Below are 24,150 nucleotides of genomic sequence, written 5' to 3' on the forward strand. Positions count from 1 at the left end.
TCAAATGTTAAAGACGATAATGCGTAAATTTACAGCCGTTTTTTTAGCACTGAGTTTGTGCTTGACAACTGTAGGCTGCGGCGGCAATTCAAACCAAGCTACTACTCCTCAAGCTAAGAATGCTAGCCAAACCTCAACTAACACAAAGCTGAGTGATGGTCAGTATGATGTGCAACAAGCTACGTTCGATGATAGCAATGGGGAGTATACACTATTTTTATTTAATGCTACCCCCCCAAATTTTAAATCGCAAAACCTGCAAATGGCACGGCTTACCGATGATGAAATTAAGCAAGGTAAGAAAAGTTATCTAAAGGTAGAAAATGGTCAGCCTGCCTTATATTTGACACCAGATTTCAAAATTGAATATGTCCACAATGTCACCGAAAATAAAATAAACCCCCAAACCGGACAACAGGAAACAGTTGTAGTCAAACAACAAAATAGTTTTTGGGCGCCGTTTGCTGGATCTGTGGCTGGTAGCATAGCAGGACAGGCGATCGGTAGTTTGCTATTTAGACCTCAGCATTATGTCCCCCCAGCTTATCAGCCAGGAGGGGTGCTCACAGGCTACGGTGGCTATGGTAGCAGCTACGGTGAAGCTGTTAGTAATTACCGAACTCGTTACAATGCGCCACCCGCAGTCGAGAGAAACCGCACTGCTTTCCGCACTACAGGGACGATTAGAAATTCATATCCGGGTAGTTCTAATGTACGTACTACACCGCGTCCTTCCACAGGTAACAGTCGCGCTACTGGTTCAGGTTATGGCGGCAGTACTTTAACACCTTCTGGCAGATCCAGCACCACCAGACGCAATTCTGGTAGTGGTTTTGGTAGTGGTGGGCGTTCTCCTAGCCGCTCGTTTGGTTCTAGTAGAAGACGTTAATAATTGCTAACCGTAAAGACGTTCCGGTGGAACGTCTCTACAAGTTTTCATGCTATGGCGATCGCCTGCTCCCAACGTCCAACAGCTTTACCAATTACTGCTAATTCTTGCATCAATCGGTCGAAACGTTCTGGTGTGAGAGATTGGGGACCATCAGATAAAGCTTTGGGGGGGTTGGGATGAACCTCTATCATCAGAGAATCACATCCGGATGCGATCGCAGCCAAAGACATTGAAGGCACAAACTCAGACCAACCTGTGCCGTGGCTCGGATCAATCATAATTGGTAAATGTGTCACTTTTCGCAACACTGGCACCACCGACAAATCTAAAGTATTGCGAGTAAATTGCCGATCAAAAGTGCGAATACCCCGCTCGCACAAAATTACATTGGCATTTCCTGCCGCGAGAATATACTCAGCAGCCATCAACCAATCTTCAATTGTCGCTGCCATTCCCCGCTTCAAAAGCACCGGTTTGGGTTGCGCTCCCACTTTTTTCAGTAGCGAGAAATTCTGCATATTTCTTGCCCCAACTTGAATCACGTCAGCAACTTCGGCAATTTTATCTAACTCCGTAGAATCCATTACTTCCGTAATAATACCGAGTCCGCTGACTTCTCGCGCTTTCGCCAAGAATTCCAAAGCACTTTCGCCGTGTCCTTGAAAAGCATAAGGCGAAGTCCGGGGTTTGTATGCTCCACCCCGCAGAAATCGCGCTCCAGCTGCCTTAACCCGCTGCGCCGTCTCCACAATCATTTCTTCATTTTCTACCGAACAGGGACCGGCTACAACGACAACCGGGTGGTGTTCACCAAATACAACTTTGCCATTAGGAGTATCTACGACTACCTCAGAAGCTTCACCGTGGCGGAATTGGCGACTAGCGCGTTTGTAAGGCAATTCTACCCGCAACACTTGCTCAATCCAAGGGCTGACTTCTTGAATTTGTAGTGGGTCTAAATTAGCGGTTTCACCTACTAAACCGATTACTACTTTATGCTTCCCGACAATTTTTTCGGGTGTCAATCCCCAGCTAGTCAGTTCCTCATCAATACGGTTAATTTCTTCTGCTGGGGAACCAATTTTCATGACTACAATCATGTTAAATTTCCTTTATGGCTAGTTGCTATTAACGTAAGTTGCGTTTTTATTATTCCATCCAATTTAAGCCTAACCCGACAACGATTAAAATCGCTGTCTAATAGTGCAAGTCGGTTAAAACCGACTAACGAGATTGAGATTTTTAGTCTGTTTTAACGAACTTGATATATGGGACTCTTAGAAGCGGATTGTAACTAGCAACTTAGGCTATTATCTTTAATTTCAAAAAATATAGCGCTCAGATTGTTTTGCTACTGTATTTTTGGTTTCAAAAAAAATATAAATTTTTAATTAGCAATGTTGAAGTTATAAAAATTATCTAAAATTTAAACTTCAACATTCACTTTAAAATTTACCCAACAGTACAAAATCTAACACCTGAGCGCTGATAATTATACGTTTTTTTGACGAGTTTCCCGCCAAACTTCGACCATTCGCGCCCAGTTAGTGCCGAACTCATTTAAGCCCACTAAACCCCCAACTCTCTCTTCATCCCAAGAGGCAGACAGAACGCCATAAGTTATTCCTATGACACCTAAACCAAATAATCCCATGTTAACTAGTAACACTGCGATCGCAGGTAGCTTAATTTGGGCGTACATAGCTAGCAGATAGCTGGCAACTAAGGTGGCGATTCCCAAAAATGTAGGCACACCACAGAAGCCAGCAACCCGTCTAATCATGCGCTGACTGACAACCTTGGGGATTGCCATTTCTTCTTTGGTGTAAGTTTGCTTTTTCTCAACCTGTTTCTCAGCTTCTTGCTTCACAATCGGCTTATTTTGAGATTTGGGTGCTTTTTGGCGTTTTTTGGGTTCAAAGGGCAATTGACTGCGTTGATCTTCAGCAGACATAAGCGTTAGTCCCTATCCACGAATACCGAGACGACCAATTAAAGCTTGATACTTTTCCCGGCTATCTTTTTGAATGTAAGCTAGAAGGCGCTTGCGCTGACCGATGAGCTTTAACAATCCCCGACGAGAAGAATGGTCTTTCTTGTTTGCTTGGAGATGTAAGCTGAGACGGTTGATTCGCTCGGTGAGCATGGCAACTTGGACATCGGCGGAGCCTGTATCGGTTTCGTGAACTTGATAATTGACAATGATCTCTTGTTTGCGCTCTTGCGTTAAAGCCATGATGGATTCTATTTATATATGCAGCAGTTTCCCATAATATCACAGCCCCCAGGTTGTATGTGGGGATCAACTTTGCTGCTACGCCTTTAGGTAGATACGTATACGTATAAATTAAAAAAGGGACTATGAGTCTGGGGATTAGGGACTGGGGACACTTTCCTTACTTGGAAGGGGATTGAGACCCACACACGAATTTTAAAGAAAACGGAAGTGCCTTTTCCCCAGTCCCCAGACTCATAGTCCCGGAGCGCCATTCCTCTCTTAGACTTGTTGCGCTAAGAGTCGGGGAAACAATCTTGGCGACCTGTTGATATCACTAACAATAACCATATTGCGATCTAAATAAATTACAGGTCGGGGTTTTCCCAACCTGCTTTATAGGGGCTACCTATTTGTATATCAATCGTCCTTCGACATAGCTGTTAAGAACTTGATTAGAACTAAAGTATTCTTCAAGGATATTCTGAACAGATGTTGTGACTACTTTCGGTTGAGTTAATTTTGTCAACTCTTCAGTTATTATGCCTAAACTATTGACTGAATTTTTGTAATGATATTCCTGGAGACAGATAGTGTATTGATTATCTGCTTCTACAGGTTTTTCATTAATGGTCAAAGATTCAAGCTTTCTTTCAGCATCACTGTAAACTGCCTGAATACCTTTGTTTATTTGAAAACACTGACCTTCACCCGGTTTTCTGTTTTCTGATCTCATGATATGTGAGAATATCTTGGTGAGTTGTTCACCAGTAAGTTTTACCCTATAAACTGGTCCGTCATAAGGGTAAATTCTTTTAAGGTCACTCAATGTAACTAGAGGACCCAATTCTGCTCCACGTATTGAACCACTTCCGAGAAAAACTACATCAGACATAACTGATTCAGCCAAAATATCAGTCATTAAGTTACCCAATTCAGTTTCTACTTCACGCTTAGGATGTGTCAATTGACGTGCTAATCGACAAATCAGCCGATTATACTTGCGATCTACCTCTTGCTTGAAAGTATCAATAAATTTTTCGAGTTCAGCATCTGGCTCTGCAAGATTATTATCCACAGGGATGAGTTGCCACTTCCATTCCACAATGCTATTAGTATCGTCATCCACTGTAATATCGAAACGTCCAATTTGGTCTGTACCAACACCTGCTTGTGTAATTAGAATGTTGTTGACTTCGGCTGGTTGTTCTAAAATAGTATGCGAGTGTCCGCCAATTATCATATCCACACCCCAGATCGGGTCTAGCATTGCAGCTAGTTTTTTATCCTCTTCAAAACCGATGTGCGTCAGGAGAATTGTCAGGTCAATGTCATCATTTTTGTAAGTGTTGCAAATTTTACCTATTTCCGCAGCAGCATCTTCCAGACCGACAAATGTGGTAATACTTGTATCAAGTTTTAATGCGTTAAGAACTTCCTCAGTTACAATACCGATAAACATGATATCAAATCCATCTACATTGAGGATAAGATAAGGAGTCATCAATCGTTTATTGTACTTTTTAATATATAAGTTGGCGTTGACTATAGGAAAATTTGCCATCTTTTCCAAGAAAAGTAAGTGAGGAAACCCATAATCTAATTCGTGATTCCCCAGAGTTACTACGTCAGGAGCGAGGTAATTCATGATTTCTATCGTTGAAATACCTTTGTATTCCGTATCAATCATAGACCCCTGAACCATATCACCAGAAATGACAAAAAGCGTGTTTTTCTCTTCAGAGCGCACCTTATTTAAATATCCTGAAAGAAGCGACAGTCCACCAATAAGATTACCCTCGACACCCTTACTTTCTGCCAGAAAGTCTCCATGCATATCATTGGAATGTAAAATCGTAAACTTTTTAAACCGCTCAGTCGTCACCATCATGTTTTACCTCGAATAATTAACAGCGATCGCATTCTACCGCGCTCCTGTTTGCAAAACAACTATTGGCAATTGTTTAACAATAAATCATCTGTTGCCCAAGATGTAGAGACGCGATAAATCGTCATCTCTACAAGGGTTCAGCTAACCCATAATTAATTTCCACACCTATGTCTCATGGTGTGGAAGTGGAAGATTCCTCAGATTTGTAGGATAAGCAAGGCGTCTTTGCGTCTTTTCTACCAGATGTCTACTGCGAAACAAATATTTTTGCCGTAAATGGCGCTATATCAGTAGTTAGAATATCTTCATCAACTTTCACAGAAGTTTCACTCAACCAATCTTGCCACGATTCAGCCGCTGGGAAGTTGGGGATTTGATATTCTACTAAATTTTGGTCAGAGAAATTTACAATAACGACGATGCGATCGCCTTGGGAATTCCAGCGAGTGTAAGCTAGCAATTTGGCTTCCGCATTTTCGTGGAAAAACTCAATATTATCGCTTTGCAAAGCTGGAGTTTGCTTGCGAAGGGCGATTAGTTTTTTGTAATATTCAAATAAATCGCGATTTTCGTTTCTTTCCAACAAAGCCCAGGCTATCTTTTTCGGCTGAGTTACAGTTTGGCTTTTGCGTTTATGTTCACCAAACTCTTCACCCATCCACAGCATCGGTATACCCATTGCTGTCATTAATAGTACAGCACCTAACTTGGCGCGGACAAATGCAGCTTCATCAAAAATGCCGCGATCGCCTAATTCTCTAAATATATGTTCGCGATCGTGAGTCGCTAAATAATTAATCACATTTATCGCAGTGGCATAACCTTGCTGTTTCGGGTCTAAAACCTCTTTCAGATGGTCTAATTCAAATGTTTCACCACAAAGGTGAGGAATCATAAAGTAGCGAAAACTTTCATGCCAACAAGCATCCAGGGGTCCTTCTGGCGTTGTTATTTTGCTTGTATCGGGAATGTATTCGGCAATATTATAAAACGGTTTGGGTGCAGTATTCTTTTTTGATTGTTGAGCGAGCCAATCCAAAAATTCAAAGTTAGCTAATTGCCGCACTGCATCAAACCGAATTCCGTCAATGTGATACTCTTGAACCCAATAGCGCACCACATCCCCAACGTATTTCCAAGCAGGTTTAACGTCTAGCTTTTCGTCATAATTATCATAGTTAAATTCCGGTCCCCAATGATTGTTGGGGTCTTCCGGATAGTGCATGTGTTCGTAATACCAATAATTCCTATCAATCAACATTAGCGGGCATTCTTCATCTGTATGGTTGTAAATTCCATCCATGAAAACCCGAATATTTCGACTATGACACTCGTCAATAAATCGCTTTAAATCTTCTGTTGATCCATAGCTTGATTCTGTTGCGAAAAAGTGCCGCACTTTGTAGCCCCAGTTATAATCGCCTGGATACTCATTTACTGGCATTAATTCTATTGCATTAATTCCCAATTCGCGCAGATAATCTAACTTTTCAATGGCATCTACATATTTTCCACGTTTGTTATCGTCAACTTCGCCACCTGTAAAATCGGCAACGTGCATTTCATATATTACTAATTCATGATTTTCTGGCAATATTTTATCGTCGTGCTGCCAAACGTAAGTATCAACTATTCGCTGACCATCTTTTAGCTGCACTATACTGACTTTTTTTTCATCATCTACATCTGTGGCATAAGGGTCAATTACATCCACCCATTCATCTGGTTGAAAATTTGGGCTTTTGCTTTGAACGCGGAATTTGTATTCATAAACACCGTCTTCTATTTCTACATTAGTACGAAAATAACCATCTTCGCCTTTTTGCATCGGAATCTCTTTCCAATCAGAAAAAGACCCAATTAAAGCTGCTTCTTTGTTACGAGGAGCAAACAAATTAAATTCAATTGAACTTGCCATTTCTACCTTTTAAAATAATTATTTTGGTTCTATCAGATAAAATTATTGTGAATTATAAATTTATGTTAAGCTTCTTTCTAAAGTAATATTATGTCCGCTTAATTAACATTAATAAAAACATTGCAACCCTCCTAGAGACGTAGCACTGCTACGTCTTTGAGCGGGTTTTGGATTTTACGCATGTACCTTCTAAGGAGTGAAATCTGCTGTATAAGATCAACAAATTGACACTCCTCGCGATCTTCAAGAACGGGGCGCAAAATGTCAATTAACCAACAGATACAGAAGCATCCGCCATAGATTTATTATCTAAAATCGGCTTGCGGTTTTTTAGGTCAAATTTATATCCATGTGGCAAAATGTGCAGCTTGGCTCCGCAAATCGCCAAAGGCTCATCTTTCAAAATGTCGTTAATGTTGCTATGTGTAGCCTCTGATTCATCGACAACGGTGACGCAACCTTGCCCAATTACTTCAAATTCGTTATCGGTAACAACCATTGCGGTATTCTCATCAATGCCGAATCCCAAATCGGCAGGCTCTATCAGCAAAGCTGAAATTAAGCGTCCCAAGCGTCCCCGTTGTGAGAAGTGCTGGTCAATCACCACCCCAGGCAAAAAGCCCATACCCGGTCCCATGTCCACAGCGTTAATCCGAGGATTTGTTTCTGAGTCGCCTTCCACAATCATAACATCTGGCATGACAGCGGCTCCAGCGCTTGTTCCACCAATGACAATTCCTTCAGCGCAGCGTTTGTGAATTGCGGTATCAAGTTCAGTGTCTTTGAGGATGCTGATGATCCGCGCTTGATCCCCTCCAGTAAAAAATACCCCTGTAGCTTTGTCAACTGCTTCTAGCGCTGTTGATGAGGCAGCATCTTCACGAGCTTCGGTGTCAATTATCCTAACATTCTCTGCTCCCAGGCGCTCAAACACTTTAATGTAATTTTCTCCTACTTCTCTTGGTAGTTCGGTTGCTGCTGTCATAATGACTATTCTGGCTTTTGTGCCACCAGCACGTCGCACAAACTCACGCAGGATCTGGCAATCGCCTTCTTTGTCTTCTGCACCGCCAATAATCACCAATTGCCGTTTGGTTTGGGTCGCCGCCATGATGCCTCCGGATTTTAAGTCTGTTATTTTTAATCAAACACGACAATTTAAACTAGAAAAACATCCATATGGTAGATTTAGATACAAAAGTTAGATATCAAATGTAGTAAATTTATTTTTATTATGCTGCTCAAAGTTGAGAAAGCTGAGAATTTTGGTTTAATGAAAAACATCTGACTGACGATTCGCATTCAGCGAATCGTCAGTCAGATGTGATAAGATGCACCTTAAATTGTGTAAAAAAGTTCTACATCTTTAGGTAGATTTATCAGCAAAAATGTCTACCTAATGGAACTACTAAAAAGCAAGCTGTTTAAAAAAGAACGTGCCTCTTGCAGTGGGAGATGTCTGGGTTTGCCCTCGAATAAAATTTGGAACTCGTCGCTGTCTGCACCATCACCATAACCGGAAATAAGTTTGCGATGAAATGCTTCTTCGGCAAGTTGTCGAATTTCATTTCTAAGAGCAGCTTTTGTGCCATTCATTCTCGGCTGTCTCCTAAATTTTTCTTTTATAGCTTATTAGTTATAAACAATATGAGATGTAAACTGCACCTTTCAAAGGTTATACATTTGGCAAAGCTTCATGAAGAGGGGTAAAGGGGAAAGGGGAAAGGGGAAAAATATCATGAGTGATTTAAGTAACTCTTTATTTCCATACCTTTACCCTTTACCCCTTCCCCTTTACCCCTCTTCGATAAATACACCAATGTGCATTTACTTGGCGAAATAAATGGTCTATGCCCAGAGATAGTTTAAAAACTATGGTATAAACGATATGCTATGCTAGCAGAAATATTGAGTTTTCTTTTTGAGTTAAATACAAGCGATACCTACTACTCGACCAACCCAAAAATGACGGGTAAAAGCAGGCAGGGGAAGCAGGGGAAGCAGGGGAAGCAAGGGAAGCTGTTCTTGAGAAAAGAATCTGATTTTCTTACCATAAACCCCGCAAAGTTTCTTTGGTGGATTACTACGGCAAGCGACGAAGCTCGCTCTCAAAACACGGTTAGCGAATAATTTTATTACAATCAAACAGTCAGAAAGTTTAAGTAAACTCAGACGTTTATCATGAGTTAGGAAAAATGTAAATACCCAATTTGGGTGACGTGATTTATTGATAACGCAGAAGTACTGAATTGAAGGGTGTTTAGCCAAGGATATATAAATCAATGATTCAAGAGAAAACCACCGATGCAGTTCGCGTCAATGCCAGAAAAACAGATGTTTTCGACGTTTTCAACTTCAAGCATTACATGGGAGCGAATCCGTATTTGGAAACAGGAGCGCTAGTATTTAGTTTTGCGCTGACAGAATATAAAGAGCCTTTGCCGATTGAAGACTATGTATCTGTTATTGGCATCCGCTACCCACAGATAAAAGAGCAAACATACATTTCCCATGCTGATTTATTTGCTCGTACCCTCGCAGAAGTCGGAAAACTGGATATGGGTTTGCACTTAAATCATTGGAGTGTAAAACCATACGCAGGTTACAAAAAAATCGGCGTGCAATCGCTGCACGAACGCACCACCAGATCCATACTGTACTTCGTTTGGGATTGGTTTGAAGCGATTACCCAAAAGGAAGATATTGTTTTTGAAGAGCAAATGCGATCGCTGCAAAACAGATTTCGCCAATCTGTTTATGGAGGTCCCACAGTCTACACCTTATTACGCACCGCATACGAAAAAGGTATTCCTACTTTCTATCTGTGGGAAGAAGGATTGATGCAATATGGCTACGGCAAAAAACAAGTTCGCGGTGTAGCTACCACATTTGATTGTGATGCTCATCTAGATTCGGACTTCAGCACCCGCAAAGATGACTGCAAAGCATTTTTAAACACCTTAGGTTTCCCCGTACCTCAAGGCGATATCGTCACCACCGAAAGAGAAGCTTTAGGTGTAGCCAGAGAAATTGGCTACCCAGTAGCAATAAAACCTGTTGTCGGTCATAAAGGAATTGGCGTAACCGCTGATGTCCAAGACTCTAGAGAATTAGAAGCGGCTTTTGAGCGATCGCTCAAAGCGATCCCCGAAAACGAGCCAACACGGATCATCGTTGAGAAAAGCATCTCCGGTGCAGATTTTCGCTTATTGTGCGTCAATGGTAAATTTGTCGCTGCTACCGAACGTCGTCCCGCATCAGTTGTCGGTGATGGCAACTCGACCATTGCTGAGTTAATTCGCGATGAAAACCGCAAACCCGCTCGTTTGGATACACCTACTTCCCCAATGAGCAAAATTCAAAGCGATGAAGCGATGGAATTGTATTTAGACGAACAGCGTTTGTCATTGGACAGCGTAATCGAAAAAGATCGCACAGTTTATCTTCGCAAAGTCGCCAATCTTTCGGCTGGAGGTGTGAGCATCGATGCTACGCGCACAATTCACGATGAGAATATTATATTGGCGCAAGATATTGCCCAACACTTTCGCTTAACTTGCTTAGGCATTGATGTCATTACTCCAAGTCTCGACAAATCTTGGAAAGAAGGTAACTTTGCCATTTTAGAAATCAACGCCGCACCTGGGATTTTAATGCATTTAAATCCTGCCGTTGGTGAAAGCGTTGATGTACCTTCTCATATTTTAGAAACCTTCTTTGAGTCGGGTACAGATGCGAGAATACCAATTCTCACCTTTAATAAAATCACAGTTTCTGAACTTCAAGAAACCATTGACCATATTCTTTTGCAACACCCTGAGTGGACAATCGGTGCTGTTTGTCAAAATGCAGTTTTTTTGAATCGGTCGAAAAAAATCTTCAACAAGGATTACAACAGCAACATTTTAAGTTTGTTGCGTAATCCTAAACTTGATTTACTCATCGCCGAATACGATGAAGAAACTTGGGAAAATGAAGGCATGTTTTACCAAGGAAGTAACTTGGTAGTTCTGAATGATCCCACAGAAATAGAGATGATTCTGACACGAGATGTCTTCGATGGTTCGACTGTGGTGATTAAGAAAGGAGACACCGTTTCTATTCGTCGCAAAGGTTTGATTGAAGAGTACAACTTGGGAGTAGATGAACCGTTTACACGAGTTTATTTGAAAGAAATCGGCACAATTTTGTAATTTCAATAAACCGTAGAGACGTTCCAATACGGTTCGGTTAAGCTAAAAAAACAAAAATTTGTAGGTTGGGTTGAGGAACGAAACCCAACATTTCCAAGGCTTTGTTGGGGTTTCACTTCGTTCAACCCAACCTACAATTTCTACAATTTCCCTTAACCGAACCGTATTGAGAGACGTTCCGGCGGAACGTCTCTACAAATTTTGTTGCTATAGCAATTCTATTTCATTTGTGAAAATTGCAACCCGCAGATCCCCGACTTCTTTAAGAAGTCGGGGATCTTGTTTCTCATGAATGATTCAGGATTGCTATATCTTCTTACTTTAGCTTTGAATATGCCGCCAAAATAATTTGTTCTGTTTCTTCCCAGCCAATACATTTGTCAGTCACAGAAACCCCATATTTTAATTCTTGTGGTTGAGAAGAAATTGATTGACTTCCTTCATATAAATTCGATTCCAACATCATACCGACAATTGATGTATTGCCATCAACGATTTGTTGAATAACATTCTCTAAAACCTTAGGTTGCAATCTGTAGTCTTTATTTGAATTACCGTGACTACAGTCGATGACAATTCTCGGTGATAAACCTGCTGCTTTTAATTTATGTTCCACTTGTTGGACATTCGCAGCATCGTAATTAGGTTGACCATTACCGCCACGTAAAATAACATGACCGTAGGCATTTCCTCTTGTTTGAAATATGCTAACTTGTCCTTTGTGATTAATTCCGAGAAAATGGTGTGGACTTTTAGCTGATTCCAAGGCATTTAAAGCCACTTGAATATTACCATCAGTGCCGTTTTTGAAACCTACAGGCATGGAAAGTCCGCTTGCCATTTCGCGGTGAGTTTGTGATTCTGTGGTGCGTGCGCCAATTGCCGACCAAGAAATCAATTCGCTAATGTACTGCGGTATAATCGGATCGAGCGCTTCTGTGCCGGCGGGTAATCCGAGTTCAGTAATTTGTAATAGTAGGCTACGTGCAATTTCTAAACCCTTTTCTACATGGAAAGAATCATCCATATCGGGATCGTTAATTAATCCTTTCCATCCGACTGTTGTTCTGGGTTTTTCAAAGTAAACCCGCATGACTAGCAGGAGTTTATCTTGGACTTTCTCAGCTAGAGTTTTTAGTTTTTGGGAATAGGCGATCGCAGAAGAAGTATCATGAATTGAACAAGGACCAACTACGATGAATTTCCGCCTATCTTGAAAATCAAGAATATGTCCGATTTCTTGCCTAAATTTTAAAACAGTCTCTTCAGCCGACCTTGTTAAAGGTAATTTTGTCTTTAGATCATTTGGAGTCAATAAAACGTGGGAACTTTTAATGTTAGTGTTAAATAATTTGTTGTGCATGAGGAATATTTCGTAATTTGTGCTACGTATTATGTTAGCAGTCATAAAAACACTGCAATCATCGTAGAGACGTTCCGGCGGAACGTCTTTAAAATATGTTCGGTAAACCAAACATGACATGAGAATCGAAATTCATATGGATATTTTAAAACAAAACTTATTTACAAATAAAAAATATATATCTTAATTCATTCACATATAAACAATATTTGTAATATAAATTAACAAAAAAAAGGAGAGAAATATTTCCCCCCTTTTTCCTTATTATCTGACTACCGCATTATTGCCAAACAAATACTTTCGCTTCGTATGGTCCCAAGTCAGTCAAAATGCCATCATCACCAGCTTCTACATCATAATTACCTGTCCACTCGTGCCATGTACCACCACTAGGGAAGTTAGGAACATGATAGCCACCTAAGAAGTTTTCTGAGAAATTGGCTACAACAACTACACGAGAACCTTGATCATTCCAGCGGCTATAAGCTAGCACCTTTGCCTCTGGATTTTCGTGGATAAAGTCGATATTTTCAGTATAGAGAGCGTGATTGTCTTTACGCAGATTAATTAAGCCTTTATAGTAATCAAACAACCCACGATTTAAGTCATTACCTAACAGTGTCCAATCGATTTTAGCTGACTCTTGAGATTTGGGTTTGTACTCCCCAAATTCTTCACCCATCCAAATCAAAGGTACACCGACTGCTGTCATGAGAATAGCTGTTCCCAATCTAGCTCTTCTAAAAGCTTCTTCATCAAGAATTTGACGATTTCCTAATTCGACCATAACATGATTGTGGTCGTGATTGGTGAGATAATTTACTACATTCGTAGCACCCAAAAAGCCTTGACGCTTGCAGTCAATTACATCTTTGAGGCGCTCTAAATCAAATGTATCGCCGCAGATATGTTCTAAAATACAGTGATAGAAACTATCATGCCAGCACCCATCCATCGGTCCCTCGACATTGGTGATGCTAGGAGTTTCTGGAATGTGTTCGGCAACGTTGTAAAAAGGCTTCATACTAGCAGTTTTTTTCGTTTCCTGAACAATCCAGTGCATGAAATCGTAGTTAGCAATTTGCCGCGCTGCATCGTAACGAATACCATCTGTATGATATTCTTGAATCCAATAACGTACCGAATCGCCGATAAATTTCCGAGCAGGATAAGTTTCTAACTTTTCATCGTAGTGTTCGTAATTAAACTCTGGTCCCCAGTTATTACCAGGGTCACGGGGTTGATGATGATACCAATAATCGTGGTCAATTTGTGTTAAAGGACTTGATGCTTCTGAGTGGTTATAAATACCATCCATAATGATACGAATGCCTCTGCCATGACACTCGTCAATTAGATTTTTTAATGCATCTGTAGTGCCATAACTTGATTCTGTAGCAAAGAAGTGGCGAGGATTATAACCCCAGCTATAATCACCAGGATATTCCTTCAGTGGCATTAACTCAATAGCATTGATTCCTAATTCACATAGATAATCTAATTTCTCAATAACGTGCTTGTACTTTCCTCGTGCGTAAGGGTCATCTTCACCACCAGAAAAGTCTGCAATATGCATTTCATAAATAACTAATTCATGGTCAGCAGGTAAAGGTTTATCGTCGTGTTTCCACACATAGGTATCAACAATTTTTTCACCATCTTTAATCCGGACGATACCGTTATCTTTACCAGTTGTTTCATCAATATCAGTTGCGTAAGGGTCGGTAACATCCACCCATTTATCTGGTTCAAAAAACCATGATTTTGACTGAACGCGAAATTTGTATTGATAATCCCCGTCTTCTAATTCAACAGTTGTACGAAAATAACCGTCATCGCCTTTTTCCATTGGAATTTCTTTCCAATCAGAAAAAGAAGCAATTAACGCTGCTCCTTTGTTATATGGTGCAAATAAGTTAAATTCAATTGGCTTTGCCATAGAAGTATTTGTAGGAAAAAGTGTGATTGTTCGTATTTTCAGATTTTTTTTAAAATAAGCCAATAGCTCTTACGAAGTAATTACAGAACTAATACCTCTATCTTCAGAGAGATTTTTTAAAGGGGACTTGATTTTTTTGTAGCGATCGCCACCTGTTGATTGTCTTCTTCATCTTCGATTTTGCGAATTTTTAGTAATTATAAAACATCTTCTAAAGCACATAACGCCCTGCGCCGAGCGCACGCTGCGCGAACAGGCACCGAAGCCTGGGGCTACACAAACGTTCGCGCAACGTCCCGAAGGGAAGCCCACCTGCGTGGGCTAAATTAGACGGATATTCATAGAGAAATGGTATAACCAACAGCTTCATACCCCGTGTCTCTGTTGAGTAATTATATAAGCGGTGTGGGGGCTTTTAAAAGTTGTTTGTGCTTGTGGGTCTTGGCAAGCGATCATAGTGGTAACGTGTTCTGCTTCGTCATCGCGAATGCAGATAAAAACATCATACAAGTTATTAATTACCGGACGGCGATCGCAAGGACGACGGGATGTTTGAAATTCGTCAAACATATACAAATTACCATCGCGGTAATAGTTGATTGCAACTATCGGCGCGGGTAGCTCTTTGAGTTTAGCAGCATTTCTATGCACAAAGTTATCATAAGTATGATACGCATGTTCTTCGATCAATTGGCTGAAGTAGTAAGCGTGACGCGGTGAAAGCATGTATAAAAATACAATCGCCCAGTAATAAATCAAGGCTGTAAAACGGGCAAGAAACCTATCAATAAAGCGGCGATTTCCGCCCAGAGATTCCATAATCAAGAGGTGATGGTGTTCATTCCAAGCTTGAGCAAAGTGAACTTTGAGCCAATCAGCTTTGCGCCATATCCCCAAAGTTTCGTATAAGTGCAGTACTGAAAGGTAAGAAAAATAAGGTACACGCGCTACCGTTTCCAAAACGTAAAAACGGGCGTATGGACGTTTTTTATATAACTTGTCGATAACGAAAACTAAGCAATTGACGATAATTTTAATCGACATCTCCAGAAAAGATTTAGACGCACTCCCTTTCCCGATGTCCCTTGGGCGTCTGCTTCGTTGCGTGTCTGCGACAGGAGAAGAGAAGGAAGGGAGAATTAAAGCTTTTCTCTGCTTGGGGGAAGAGTTTAGAGAGAGGTCATGCATTAAATTCGGTCGATGTCTAATCATTTTTTATCCTTCACCCTGGTATCAAATTAGAAGTAGGCAAGCTGTGGCTAAACTGACGCTTAAAAATCAATTAGCCATTAATTGTTGTGCCGTGTTACTCTTGTTGATACTGCTTGTCTTGAGTAAATTCCGGTAAATCTTGATAAATTTATATCTACATAAGCAGATTTTCTACACCTGGGATTGTCGATGCGATCGCATCTGAAAAATTGAAAAACCCTCTGCCTGCCGTAACCTACAAGCTATATTGACTCTCAACAAAGGAATTTTAACAGCATAACGGACTGAACTTTGTTATAATCCAGAATTGCGGCATTCGCTTTCAGTCTTTGCGTTACTGCCTATCCAGCCCTTCAAACATGCAAGCGTCCGCCTTAGACTGATGCCGCCATTAGCGACAGGCTGATGTTATTTCTGGAGTACTATGTCTTTTTCTACACTCGGCTTGTCCAATGAAATTATCCGTGCTGTCACCGAGCGGGGGTACACCAAACCCACGCCAATCCAGATGCAGGCAATTCCTGCTGTATTGTCGGGTGGCGATCTACTAGCTAGTGCCCAAACTGGTACTGGAAAAACTGCGAGTTTTACCCTGCCGCTCCTACATAAGTTGTCGTCGTCCGACAAAAGCTTGAAAAACAATAAGAATGGATACGCACCAATCCGAGCGCTAATTCTCACCCCAACTCGCGAACTCGCCGCACAGGTACAGGAAAGTGTGTATGAGTATGGTAAATACCTGAAATTGAGATCGATGGCGATGTTCGGTGGTGTCAACATTAATCCGCAAAAACAGCGTTTGAGAAATGGCGTAGATATTCTGGTTGCTACGCCAGGAAGACTTCTAGACCATGTGCAGCAGGGTACAGTGAACCTGTCAGGTATTGAGGTTTTGGTGTTAGATGAAGCTGACCGAATGCTAGATATGGGCTTTATTCGTGATATACGTCGCATAGTTTCGCTCCTGCCCAAACAGCGACAGAATTTGCTATTTTTCGCCACATTCTCCGACAAAATTAAGGCACTCGCCGCAGGGCTGCTCGATCGCCCGACGATGATCGAGGTGGCAAACCGCAACGTTACAGCCGACACGGTGGCACAGAAAGTATACCAGGTGGACTACGACAAGAAGCGTCAATTACTTGCTCACCTGATTAAGCAAGATAAGTGGTATCAAGTGCTGGTGTTTACCCGCACTAAGCATGGAGCTGACCGTTTGGTTAAGCAGTTGACACAAGACCGCATTCAAGCGCTGGCAATTCATGGTAATAAGAGCCAGTCGGCACGTACCTTCGCTCTGACAAAGTTCAAGAATGGTACTTTACAGGTACTGGTGGCAACAGACATTGCTGCGCGGGGTCTTGACATCAGCGGTTTGCCCCATGTAGTCAACTTCGATCTGCCCAATGTACCGGAGGATTATGTTCATCGTATTGGTCGCACTGGTCGTGCTGGTGCAAAAGGTGAAGCTGTATCGCTAGTGTGCGTTGATGAATATCAAATATTGGCGGATATTGAAAAACTGATTGCTATTAAGTTGCCGAGAGAAACTCTAGCAGGCTTTGGACTCAACCCACACCAATCGTCCGAAGCATTTCAACATGTGATTGACACTCCCCGCGATAAATCGACGGGGATTCTTGAATCTAAGACATAACTTGCTCATGCAGGTTTTCACCAACAAGAGTAGAGGTTTCATCTCCGCAAGTGTTGCTTGCATCAAGTGCAAAGGTTCCGGTATGCCCTACCGTACCCAATCCTCGACTAAGGATGTTTCTAGCGGCGTTTTCATCGCGATCGATCACGCAACCACATTTACAGACGTGTGTTCGAGTAGATAGTGTTTTCTTGACAATGACTCCGCAGCTAGAGCATTCCTGGCTACTGTATTGCGGATTAACCGCAACTGTGACACGCTTAAATACCTTCCCAAAGTACTCAAGCCATACACGGAACTGATACCAAGATGCGTCATTAATGGACTTAGCTAAACAATGATTTTTCACCATATTTTTAATCCTCAAATCTTCATAAGCTATCAAGTCGTTAGACTGAACTACGCACCGTGCTAATTTCACAGCATGGTCTTTACGTTGCCTACTTATTTTGAGGTGGCGTAACCCGAAAATCTGTCTAGCCCGTCCTCTATTTTTTGAACCTTTTACCCTTCTGGAAATGCGACGTTGTGAACGCTTGAGAACTTTTTCTCCTTGACGGAGAAATTTAGGATTCTCGACCATCGTGCCGTCAGAATCGGTGTAATATTCTTTCAACCCAACGTCTAACCCTACTGTTTTACCAGTCGGATCTACATTCTCGGAACGATTTACGTCAATGCAAAATTGAACATACACACCATCTGCACGTTTTACCAACCTCACCCGTTTTATTTGGTTAATTTGATAAAAATGCAGGTCACGAGTACCTTTTAGCTTTAATCGACCTATACCTTTTTTATCAAAAAAAGTTATGGTTTTACGGTCATCCGCAAGCTTCCATCCTGAAGTTTTGTATTCAACAGAACGACAATCTTTCTGGAATTTGGGAAAGCCTTTCTTCCCGACAACCCCCTTTTTGCAATTGTCATAAAACCGAGAAATAGAAGCCCAAGCCCGATCAGCGCTCACTTGTCTTGCCATTGAATTGAGTTCCGAGGCAAAGGGAAAATTAGCCGCAAGTACAGCACAATATTTCTGCAAATCATTTTTACCTGTGCCTTTAACGTCCATCCATAGCCGAATACAGCTATTACGAATAAACTTGGCTGTTCTGATTGCATCGTCTACTGCGGCAAATTGGGCAGCCTTTCCGTAAGCCTTAAACTCAAATACAAGCATTGTTTTACCTCCTACCTTACACTATCATCTTCAGCGTAAACTATCTACTTAATTTGAAAACTTTATACAATATTTGCGGGGGTTAAAAAGAACGGAGTCGTTTTTCATCCCCGCATCTATTGCACAGAATGCGGTACTACGTACCTGTTCTTCCGGGGCGCATCATTCTTCCCCGCTTTTCCTTGTAAACCAAGAATTGAGTAGCGATCGCTTAATTTTCTTTCTTTGCCTGAAGTGCGATCGCACCACAACTTTTTTCATCTCTGCACTATAGATTTAACTAGATGGTTATGTGCGGTAAATACGGATTTTTAAAACCTAAAAAGTTTTTGGGTTTTTAGGTTTTAATTTCGGGGTTTTCGGCATCTACCTTATAAATAGTTACAAAATTTAGTAAGATATTTTTAATAAGTATTTTTGCTCAGTACCATGATAGCGGATCGATTTCCCTGGCTAACTGCGATTGTCCTGCTCCCGCTCGTTGCTTCCTTTATAATCCCCGTATTGCCTGATAAAGACGGCAAAGTTGTGCGGTTTTATGCCTTAGGTGTCGCGATCGCGGACTTTGCTTTGATGTGCTACGCCTTTTGGAAGCATTACGATCCGAGCAGCGCTTCTTTTCAACTCGCAGAAAAGTATGCTTGGGTGCCTCAGTTAAATTTTAACTGGGCAGTTTCCGTCGATGGAATATCTGTCCCCCTCGTGCTTCTGGCAGGATTGGTGACGACGCTGGCGATATTTGCAGCTTGGCAAGTTAATATCAAGCCAAAGCTCTTTTATTTCTTGATGCTGGTGCTGTATTCTGCACAGATAGGGGTATTCGTCGCCCAAGACTTGCTACTATTTTTCATTATGTGGGAAATCGAACTGGTTCCCGTTTACCTACTTGTCTCGATTTGGGGGGGTCAAAAGCGTCGCTACGCGGCAACAAAATTCTTAATATATACCGCCGCAGCTTCTATTTTTATCTTGGTTGCAGCGCTAGGAATGGCAGTCTACGGGGACAATATGACCTTCGATGTAGTCGAGCTTGCCATGAAGGATTATCCACTAGCGCTAGAACTGCCCCTATACGCGGGATTGTTGATTGCATTTGGTGTCAAGCTGGCTGTTTTCCCCCTACATACTTGGCTGCCTGATGCTCATGGTGAAGCTTCTGCTCCCGTATCAATGATTCTAGCAGGTGTGCTTTTGAAGATGGGCGGATATGGACTGATTCGCCTAAATCTGGAGCTTTTGGGTGATGCACACATTTATTTTGCACCGATGCTGGCAATTCTCGGCGTTGTCAACATTATATATGGTGGGTTGAACTCCCTTGCTCAGTCTAATATGAAGCGTCGCCTAGCTTATTCGTCAGTTTCCCACATGGGATTTGTACTGCTGGGTATTGCATCCTTCACCGACTTGGGAATTAGCGGTGCGATGTTGCAAATGATCTCCCACGGTTTAATTGCCTCGGTGTTATTCTTCTTAGCAGGGGTGACTTACGATCGCACCCACACCCTAATAATGGATAAAATGGGCGGTGTTGGTCAGGTAATGCCGAAAGTGTTTGCCCTATTTACAATCGCGGCAATGGCTTCCCTAGCTCTCCCCGGTATGAGCGGCTTTGTTAGCGAATTAGCGGTGTTTGTTGGTGTGACGACCAGCGATGTCTACAGCTCCACTTTCTGCACCGTCACGGTCTTTTTAGCTGCGGTGGGAATCATCCTCACACCGATTTATCTGCTCTCGATGCTGCGACAAATATTTTACGGTTCTGGTGCTGCTCTCACATGCGAGGTTGGCAATGTCGGCTCAGAAAATCAGGATGATGAAGGAGCGGTTTGCTTTGGTACTGACTGCGCTTTGCCTAGCGAGGCAGTTTATGAGGATGCCAGACCGCGTGAGGTGTTTATTGCTGCCTGTTTTTTAGTGTTGATTATCGGCATTGGGTTGTACCCCAAGGTCGCTACACAGATGTATGACGTGAAGATTGTTGCAGTCAACGCTCAACTTCGCCAATCGTATACTATAATTTCCCAAGGAAATCCCCAGATTTATGCTCATAAATTCTTGCTTCCGCAAATTGCCAAGTCTGACACAGCATCTATTTTAGGAATTGTCAAGTAAGCTTTTGATGGAAATTAGGCGATCGCTCTAAATAGGTAGGCGTAATTAAATATAAGATAAAACCTCACCTAGCATAAAAGCTTCCCTCTCCTTAGTAAGGAGAGGGATTGAGGGTGAGGTTTTAATCTGATCCACCTACTTAAACTTAATAGAAAACTTTGTAGTCATACCATTTCTGTGTGAAGCTGCGCCTAATTTAGCCCACGCAGGTGTTCCTTGTACGTGTAGCCGCGAGTTTACTCGTCGGGTTATTAAGCGCAGCCTCATAAAGAATTGGTATCAGCGCTTCAGCGCTGACTACAATTAACCTCAACCTAACAATGCTTTAGTAGCAGATTCCCCTGCTAACTTTACCCGCTTTGTCAATTGAAAGTTTAACAATGCTAAAACACTAAACTCAGTCAAGAGTGCCATAAAAACTGTTGTTGTAGAAGCATATTCTACACCTGCCCAAGGAAAGCTGGAAAACAGCCAGAGAGTAGCATTTTGCGAGGGATACATGCTGAGGAATTGGAGAATCATCGGTGGTAAAAACATTACCGCAGCTACAATACCAATTGCCCACAAAGAACGCTTAGAAGATTTCATCATCAACATCAGTTGAGCTATGGTAGCGTAAATCATCATCAAGGTGATAAATAACGCTAAAGCAAAAACTAGATGAATTCTGTGAAAATTGTTTCCAAGTCCAAGTAAATTGCGGTTATGGTGAACATTTAAAATCGGTGCAACAGCAATCCAAACTATTAATGGGATAATAGCGATCGCTACATTAATTGCCATTGCTACCAGTGCAATACTCTTTTCACCGAAAATCAAATCTTTTATTAAAGATTTCTTCCAAACACCCTGATGTTTATACCTTGCCCAATCTTGTACAGCTTGACGGTGAGGTGAGAGAATTGCAATTAAACCAAGAAGCAGTACTGAGTTACAAAATCCTAGCCAAATGAAATTCTCGCCAATTTGAGAATTCACATCATACAAACAAGGAGGAGATTGCTTATCCAAATTAGGTGGGCAATAATTTTTTACAATCTGCAAAGTGAATCCCCACATCATCACTTGGAAACCAACTACCAAAAAATAACTTTGAAACTTGCTGATAACAGCGGTATTGGGATTACGAAAGCAACGTTTCAATCCTTGCCAAATACCAAAGGTACACAAGCCATAACTTAATAAATGGAAACCGACAATGCTAGTAACATCTCTTCCAATTGGAAAGTAGAAAAACTGCAATTCTTTCAATGGCGAACCTTTGTATAAGTGAAATAAATTAGGAAAGAGATAATTTGTGATATCGAAGGGACTAAATAATCTAAACCAAGCCGTTGAATTGTTGAAACTACTTCCAGAAGATGATGCGAGCGCCATCGTCATCATTAAGAATGCTAGAACCGAACCACTACCTAACCAAGGTTGGAAACTATTGAACCAGCGACAAACTAAACCAAAAAGTAGCGCTGCACTATAAAAGAAAAGACAGCTAGCAACAAGAACAACGTAGAAACTTAAAATGTAACTTAAGGCGATATTAGCAGAACGTCCAGCATACAAATGTAAAGGCACTGCTACTAAAGTTACGAGATAAACTAAAATTGGTACTCCTAACAGTTTACCAATCAAAATATTTACTTCTGACTGGGGACTGAGACGAATAAAATTTAGCGTACCGCGACGTTCTTCATTAGCTAAATTATTGATGAGTAAATAAGTTCCTGCTACTAATAGTGTGAAGATAAAAATCACACTTAGCGATAGAAATATGTATTCCCAGTGATCTCGCCACCACGATTGTATATCTAATTGATTAGTGGGGCAAAAAGTTTCTGAGATGTATTTATTTAAAGCTTGACTTTTTGCATTCGCTGATTTAAGTTCAGTTTGCAAATCAACAAGTGAAACTGTACTAGATACTTTAGTTTTTTTAAAGTTTGATATCGCTGTATACAATGTGTTTGTTTGTCGAGACAGCGCATCTTGTTGCTGGATGTAAGATTTACTTAATTTACAGTATTGACCAACTAGAGAGTATTTTTCACCGGGAAATTCTCTTAACTGATAAAGGAATAATATCAGTTGACCGAGTAGCGATATAATCAATGAAATCCCTACAGGAAAAATTTTCAAGCGACCTTTCAGTTCTCGCAACAATTGCGGATTCCAATCGCCGATTTTATCTATTAAGTTCAGCATCATAGTTACAAATCCTTCAAAAAATGGATAGTTGATAGTGGATGGTGGTTAGTTGATAGTGGATAGTTGATAGTAGAATAACAACCAACAACTAACAACCAACAAATAACAACATTTAAGATGCTTGTTTATGACCTAGTTTGAGGAAAATTGTTTCTAGGTCTTCTTGAGTGCAATGAAATTCGCTCAGAGGAATGTTAGCTTCAATGAGCGATCGCAATAAATTTGCACTATCTTCTTGATTCCCTGAAAAATAGACGCGCACACTTTGTTTATCTAGCATAACTTCCCACTCCTCCACTAAGCAATGATTTTTCAATTCGCTTAAAAGAGGTTCTAAACTTCCCAAAGTTGATAATAAAATTTGCTGGCGAGAAAGACGCTGATAAAGTTGTTTTAGTGAAGCACTTTCTACCAAAAAGCCAAGTTCCATAATTCCCACTGAAGTACACAGTTCTGCTAAGTCGCTGAGAACGTGGGAGGAAATTAAGATTGTCATCCCAGCTTCTTGCAACGCTTTAATGATTTCGCGAAACTGCATTCTGGCAATGGGGTCAAGCCCGGAAACTGGCTCATCTAGTAGTAGTAAAATTGGTTCGTGGATAATGGTTCGCGCCAAACACAGACGCTGTTTCATCCCCCGTGATAAAGTAGAAATCTGGCTATGACGTTTATTGCCAAGTTGTATTAATTCTAAAACTTCATGTAAACGTTGAGTGCGACGCGGTTCCCGCAAGCGATACAAACGCGCAAAATAATCGAGATAATCCCAAACTGTGAGATCATCATAAAGGGGATAGTCATCGGGTAAGTAGCCGAGACGACGTTTGAGAGTGGGATTACTTTTATCGCGTAAAAGGCGATCGCCATTAATATAAATCTCACCGATAGTTGGTTCCTCAGCAGTTGCCAACATCCGGATGAGAGTTGTTTTACCGGCGCCATTCGGACCAATCAATCCGTAAACCTCACCCGCTTGGATCTCCAAATCAACATTATTAACGGCAACATGGCGATCGAATTGCTTAGTGAGTCCACAGGTGCGAATTGCCAGTTCTTTTACCATAGCTGCAAAGGGTGCGGTTTAACAATTAACCTAACTTGTCTCTACAGCTTTTGTCAGGCTTGTTTCGGAAATTGAAACAAAAGTAGATTACTCCTCGTCTTTAAGTAGGAGAGTATTAACCGCAGATGAACGCAGATGAACGCAGATGATTGTATTAGCTTCATCTGCCTGCTTGCAATGACAAACCATGTTCGGCGTTGCTGAATATTAATATGACTTTTCACGTTATGTGGAAAAGCCACAAAAAACCTAACCCCCTAACCCCCTTCCCTACGTTCGCAAAGCGTCTCGAAGAGAGGGAAGGGGGAAA

General features: G+C 41.3%; 17 protein-coding genes. 4 read left to right on the forward strand and 13 right to left on the reverse strand.

What is annotated here, in order from left to right; translation table 11 throughout:
• Positions 1 to 4 precede the first annotated feature (4 nt).
• A complete protein-coding gene (locus TOL9009_RS0112865) occupies positions 5 to 889 on the forward strand; it encodes a hypothetical protein (RefSeq protein WP_029633170.1) in 885 nt (294 codons plus the stop codon).
• 47 nt (positions 890 to 936) lie between these two features.
• On the opposite strand, the gene aroF is transcribed toward TOL9009_RS0112865, so the two are convergent.
• The 7 genes from aroF to TOL9009_RS0112900 form a co-directional block, all read right to left on the reverse strand.
• A complete protein-coding gene (gene aroF, locus TOL9009_RS0112870) occupies positions 937 to 1,992 on the reverse strand; it encodes a 3-deoxy-7-phosphoheptulonate synthase (protein WP_029633171.1) in 1,056 nt (351 codons plus the stop codon).
• Positions 1,993 to 2,384: 392 nt separating this feature from the next.
• A complete protein-coding gene (locus TOL9009_RS0112875) occupies positions 2,385 to 2,846 on the reverse strand; it encodes a PAM68 family protein (RefSeq protein WP_029633172.1) in 462 nt (153 codons plus the stop codon).
• A gap of 12 nt (positions 2,847 to 2,858) precedes the next feature.
• Entirely contained in the window at positions 2,859 to 3,128 is a 270-nt protein-coding gene (rpsO, locus tag TOL9009_RS0112880) for a 30S ribosomal protein S15 (RefSeq protein WP_029633173.1), read from the reverse strand.
• Between the two features lie 388 nt (positions 3,129 to 3,516).
• Positions 3,517 to 4,998, reverse strand: coding sequence for a bifunctional metallophosphatase/5'-nucleotidase (locus TOL9009_RS0112885; RefSeq protein WP_029633174.1), 1,482 nt, complete (start codon positions 4,996 to 4,998; stop codon positions 3,517 to 3,519).
• A gap of 247 nt (positions 4,999 to 5,245) precedes the next feature.
• Entirely contained in the window at positions 5,246 to 6,916 is a 1,671-nt protein-coding gene (locus TOL9009_RS0112890; protein WP_029633175.1) for an alpha-amylase family glycosyl hydrolase, read from the reverse strand.
• 268 nt (positions 6,917 to 7,184) lie between these two features.
• Positions 7,185 to 8,027, reverse strand: coding sequence for a cyanophycinase (locus TOL9009_RS0112895; RefSeq protein WP_029633176.1), 843 nt, complete (start codon positions 8,025 to 8,027; stop codon positions 7,185 to 7,187).
• 281 nt (positions 8,028 to 8,308) lie between these two features.
• Positions 8,309 to 8,512, reverse strand: coding sequence for a hypothetical protein (locus TOL9009_RS0112900; RefSeq protein ID WP_029633177.1), 204 nt, complete (start codon positions 8,510 to 8,512; stop codon positions 8,309 to 8,311).
• A gap of 686 nt (positions 8,513 to 9,198) precedes the next feature.
• Here TOL9009_RS0112900 and TOL9009_RS0112910 point away from each other — a divergent pair.
• Positions 9,199 to 11,109, forward strand: a complete 1,911-nt coding sequence (locus tag TOL9009_RS0112910) for an ATP-binding protein (protein ID WP_029633179.1) — start codon at positions 9,199 to 9,201, stop codon at positions 11,107 to 11,109.
• Positions 11,110 to 11,425: 316 nt separating this feature from the next.
• On the opposite strand, the gene TOL9009_RS0112915 is transcribed toward TOL9009_RS0112910, so the two are convergent.
• The 3 genes from TOL9009_RS0112915 to TOL9009_RS0112925 all read right to left on the reverse strand — a co-directional run bounded on the left by TOL9009_RS0112915 (position 11,426) and on the right by TOL9009_RS0112925 (position 15,455).
• Positions 11,426 to 12,472: a 3-deoxy-7-phosphoheptulonate synthase gene (locus tag TOL9009_RS0112915; protein WP_029633180.1), complete on the reverse strand. Its 1,047-nt coding sequence runs from the start codon at positions 12,470 to 12,472 to the stop codon at positions 11,426 to 11,428.
• Between the two features lie 280 nt (positions 12,473 to 12,752).
• Positions 12,753 to 14,411 carry an alpha-amylase family glycosyl hydrolase gene (locus TOL9009_RS0112920; protein ID WP_029633181.1) on the reverse strand — a complete coding sequence of 553 codons (1,659 nt, stop codon included), beginning with the start codon at positions 14,409 to 14,411 and terminating at the stop codon, positions 12,753 to 12,755.
• Between the two features lie 366 nt (positions 14,412 to 14,777).
• Entirely contained in the window at positions 14,778 to 15,455 is a 678-nt protein-coding gene (locus TOL9009_RS0112925) for an alternative oxidase (protein ID WP_038296329.1), read from the reverse strand.
• A 592-nt stretch (positions 15,456 to 16,047) separates the two neighbouring features.
• Between TOL9009_RS0112925 and TOL9009_RS38985 the strand changes: the two genes are divergently transcribed.
• Positions 16,048 to 17,280 carry a DEAD/DEAH box helicase gene (locus tag TOL9009_RS38985; protein WP_084763205.1) on the forward strand — a complete coding sequence of 411 codons (1,233 nt, stop codon included), beginning with the start codon at positions 16,048 to 16,050 and terminating at the stop codon, positions 17,278 to 17,280.
• On the opposite strand, the gene TOL9009_RS0112935 is transcribed toward TOL9009_RS38985, so the two are convergent.
• Positions 17,270 to 18,460, reverse strand: coding sequence for an RNA-guided endonuclease InsQ/TnpB family protein (locus TOL9009_RS0112935; protein WP_029633183.1), 1,191 nt, complete (start codon positions 18,458 to 18,460; stop codon positions 17,270 to 17,272). The two genes, TOL9009_RS38985 and TOL9009_RS0112935, sit on opposite strands and share 11 nt — an antisense overlap.
• A gap of 429 nt (positions 18,461 to 18,889) precedes the next feature.
• Between TOL9009_RS0112935 and TOL9009_RS0112940 the strand changes: the two genes are divergently transcribed.
• Positions 18,890 to 20,575, forward strand: coding sequence for an NAD(P)H-quinone oxidoreductase subunit 4 (locus TOL9009_RS0112940; protein WP_029633184.1), 1,686 nt, complete (start codon positions 18,890 to 18,892; stop codon positions 20,573 to 20,575).
• A gap of 309 nt (positions 20,576 to 20,884) precedes the next feature.
• On the opposite strand, the gene TOL9009_RS0112945 is transcribed toward TOL9009_RS0112940, so the two are convergent.
• The gene (locus TOL9009_RS0112945) at positions 20,885 to 22,777 is read right to left on the reverse strand and encodes an ABC transporter permease subunit (RefSeq protein ID WP_029633185.1); all 1,893 of its coding nucleotides are present in this window, start codon (positions 22,775 to 22,777) and stop codon (positions 20,885 to 20,887) included.
• A gap of 112 nt (positions 22,778 to 22,889) precedes the next feature.
• Positions 22,890 to 23,840, reverse strand: coding sequence for an ABC transporter ATP-binding protein (locus TOL9009_RS0112950; protein WP_029633186.1), 951 nt, complete (start codon positions 23,838 to 23,840; stop codon positions 22,890 to 22,892).
• Positions 23,841 to 24,150: the final 310 nt, after the last annotated feature.

The organism is [Scytonema hofmanni] UTEX 2349 (genome assembly GCF_000582685.1).
GTDB lineage: Bacteria > Cyanobacteriota > Cyanobacteriia > Cyanobacteriales > Nostocaceae > Hassallia > Hassallia hofmanni.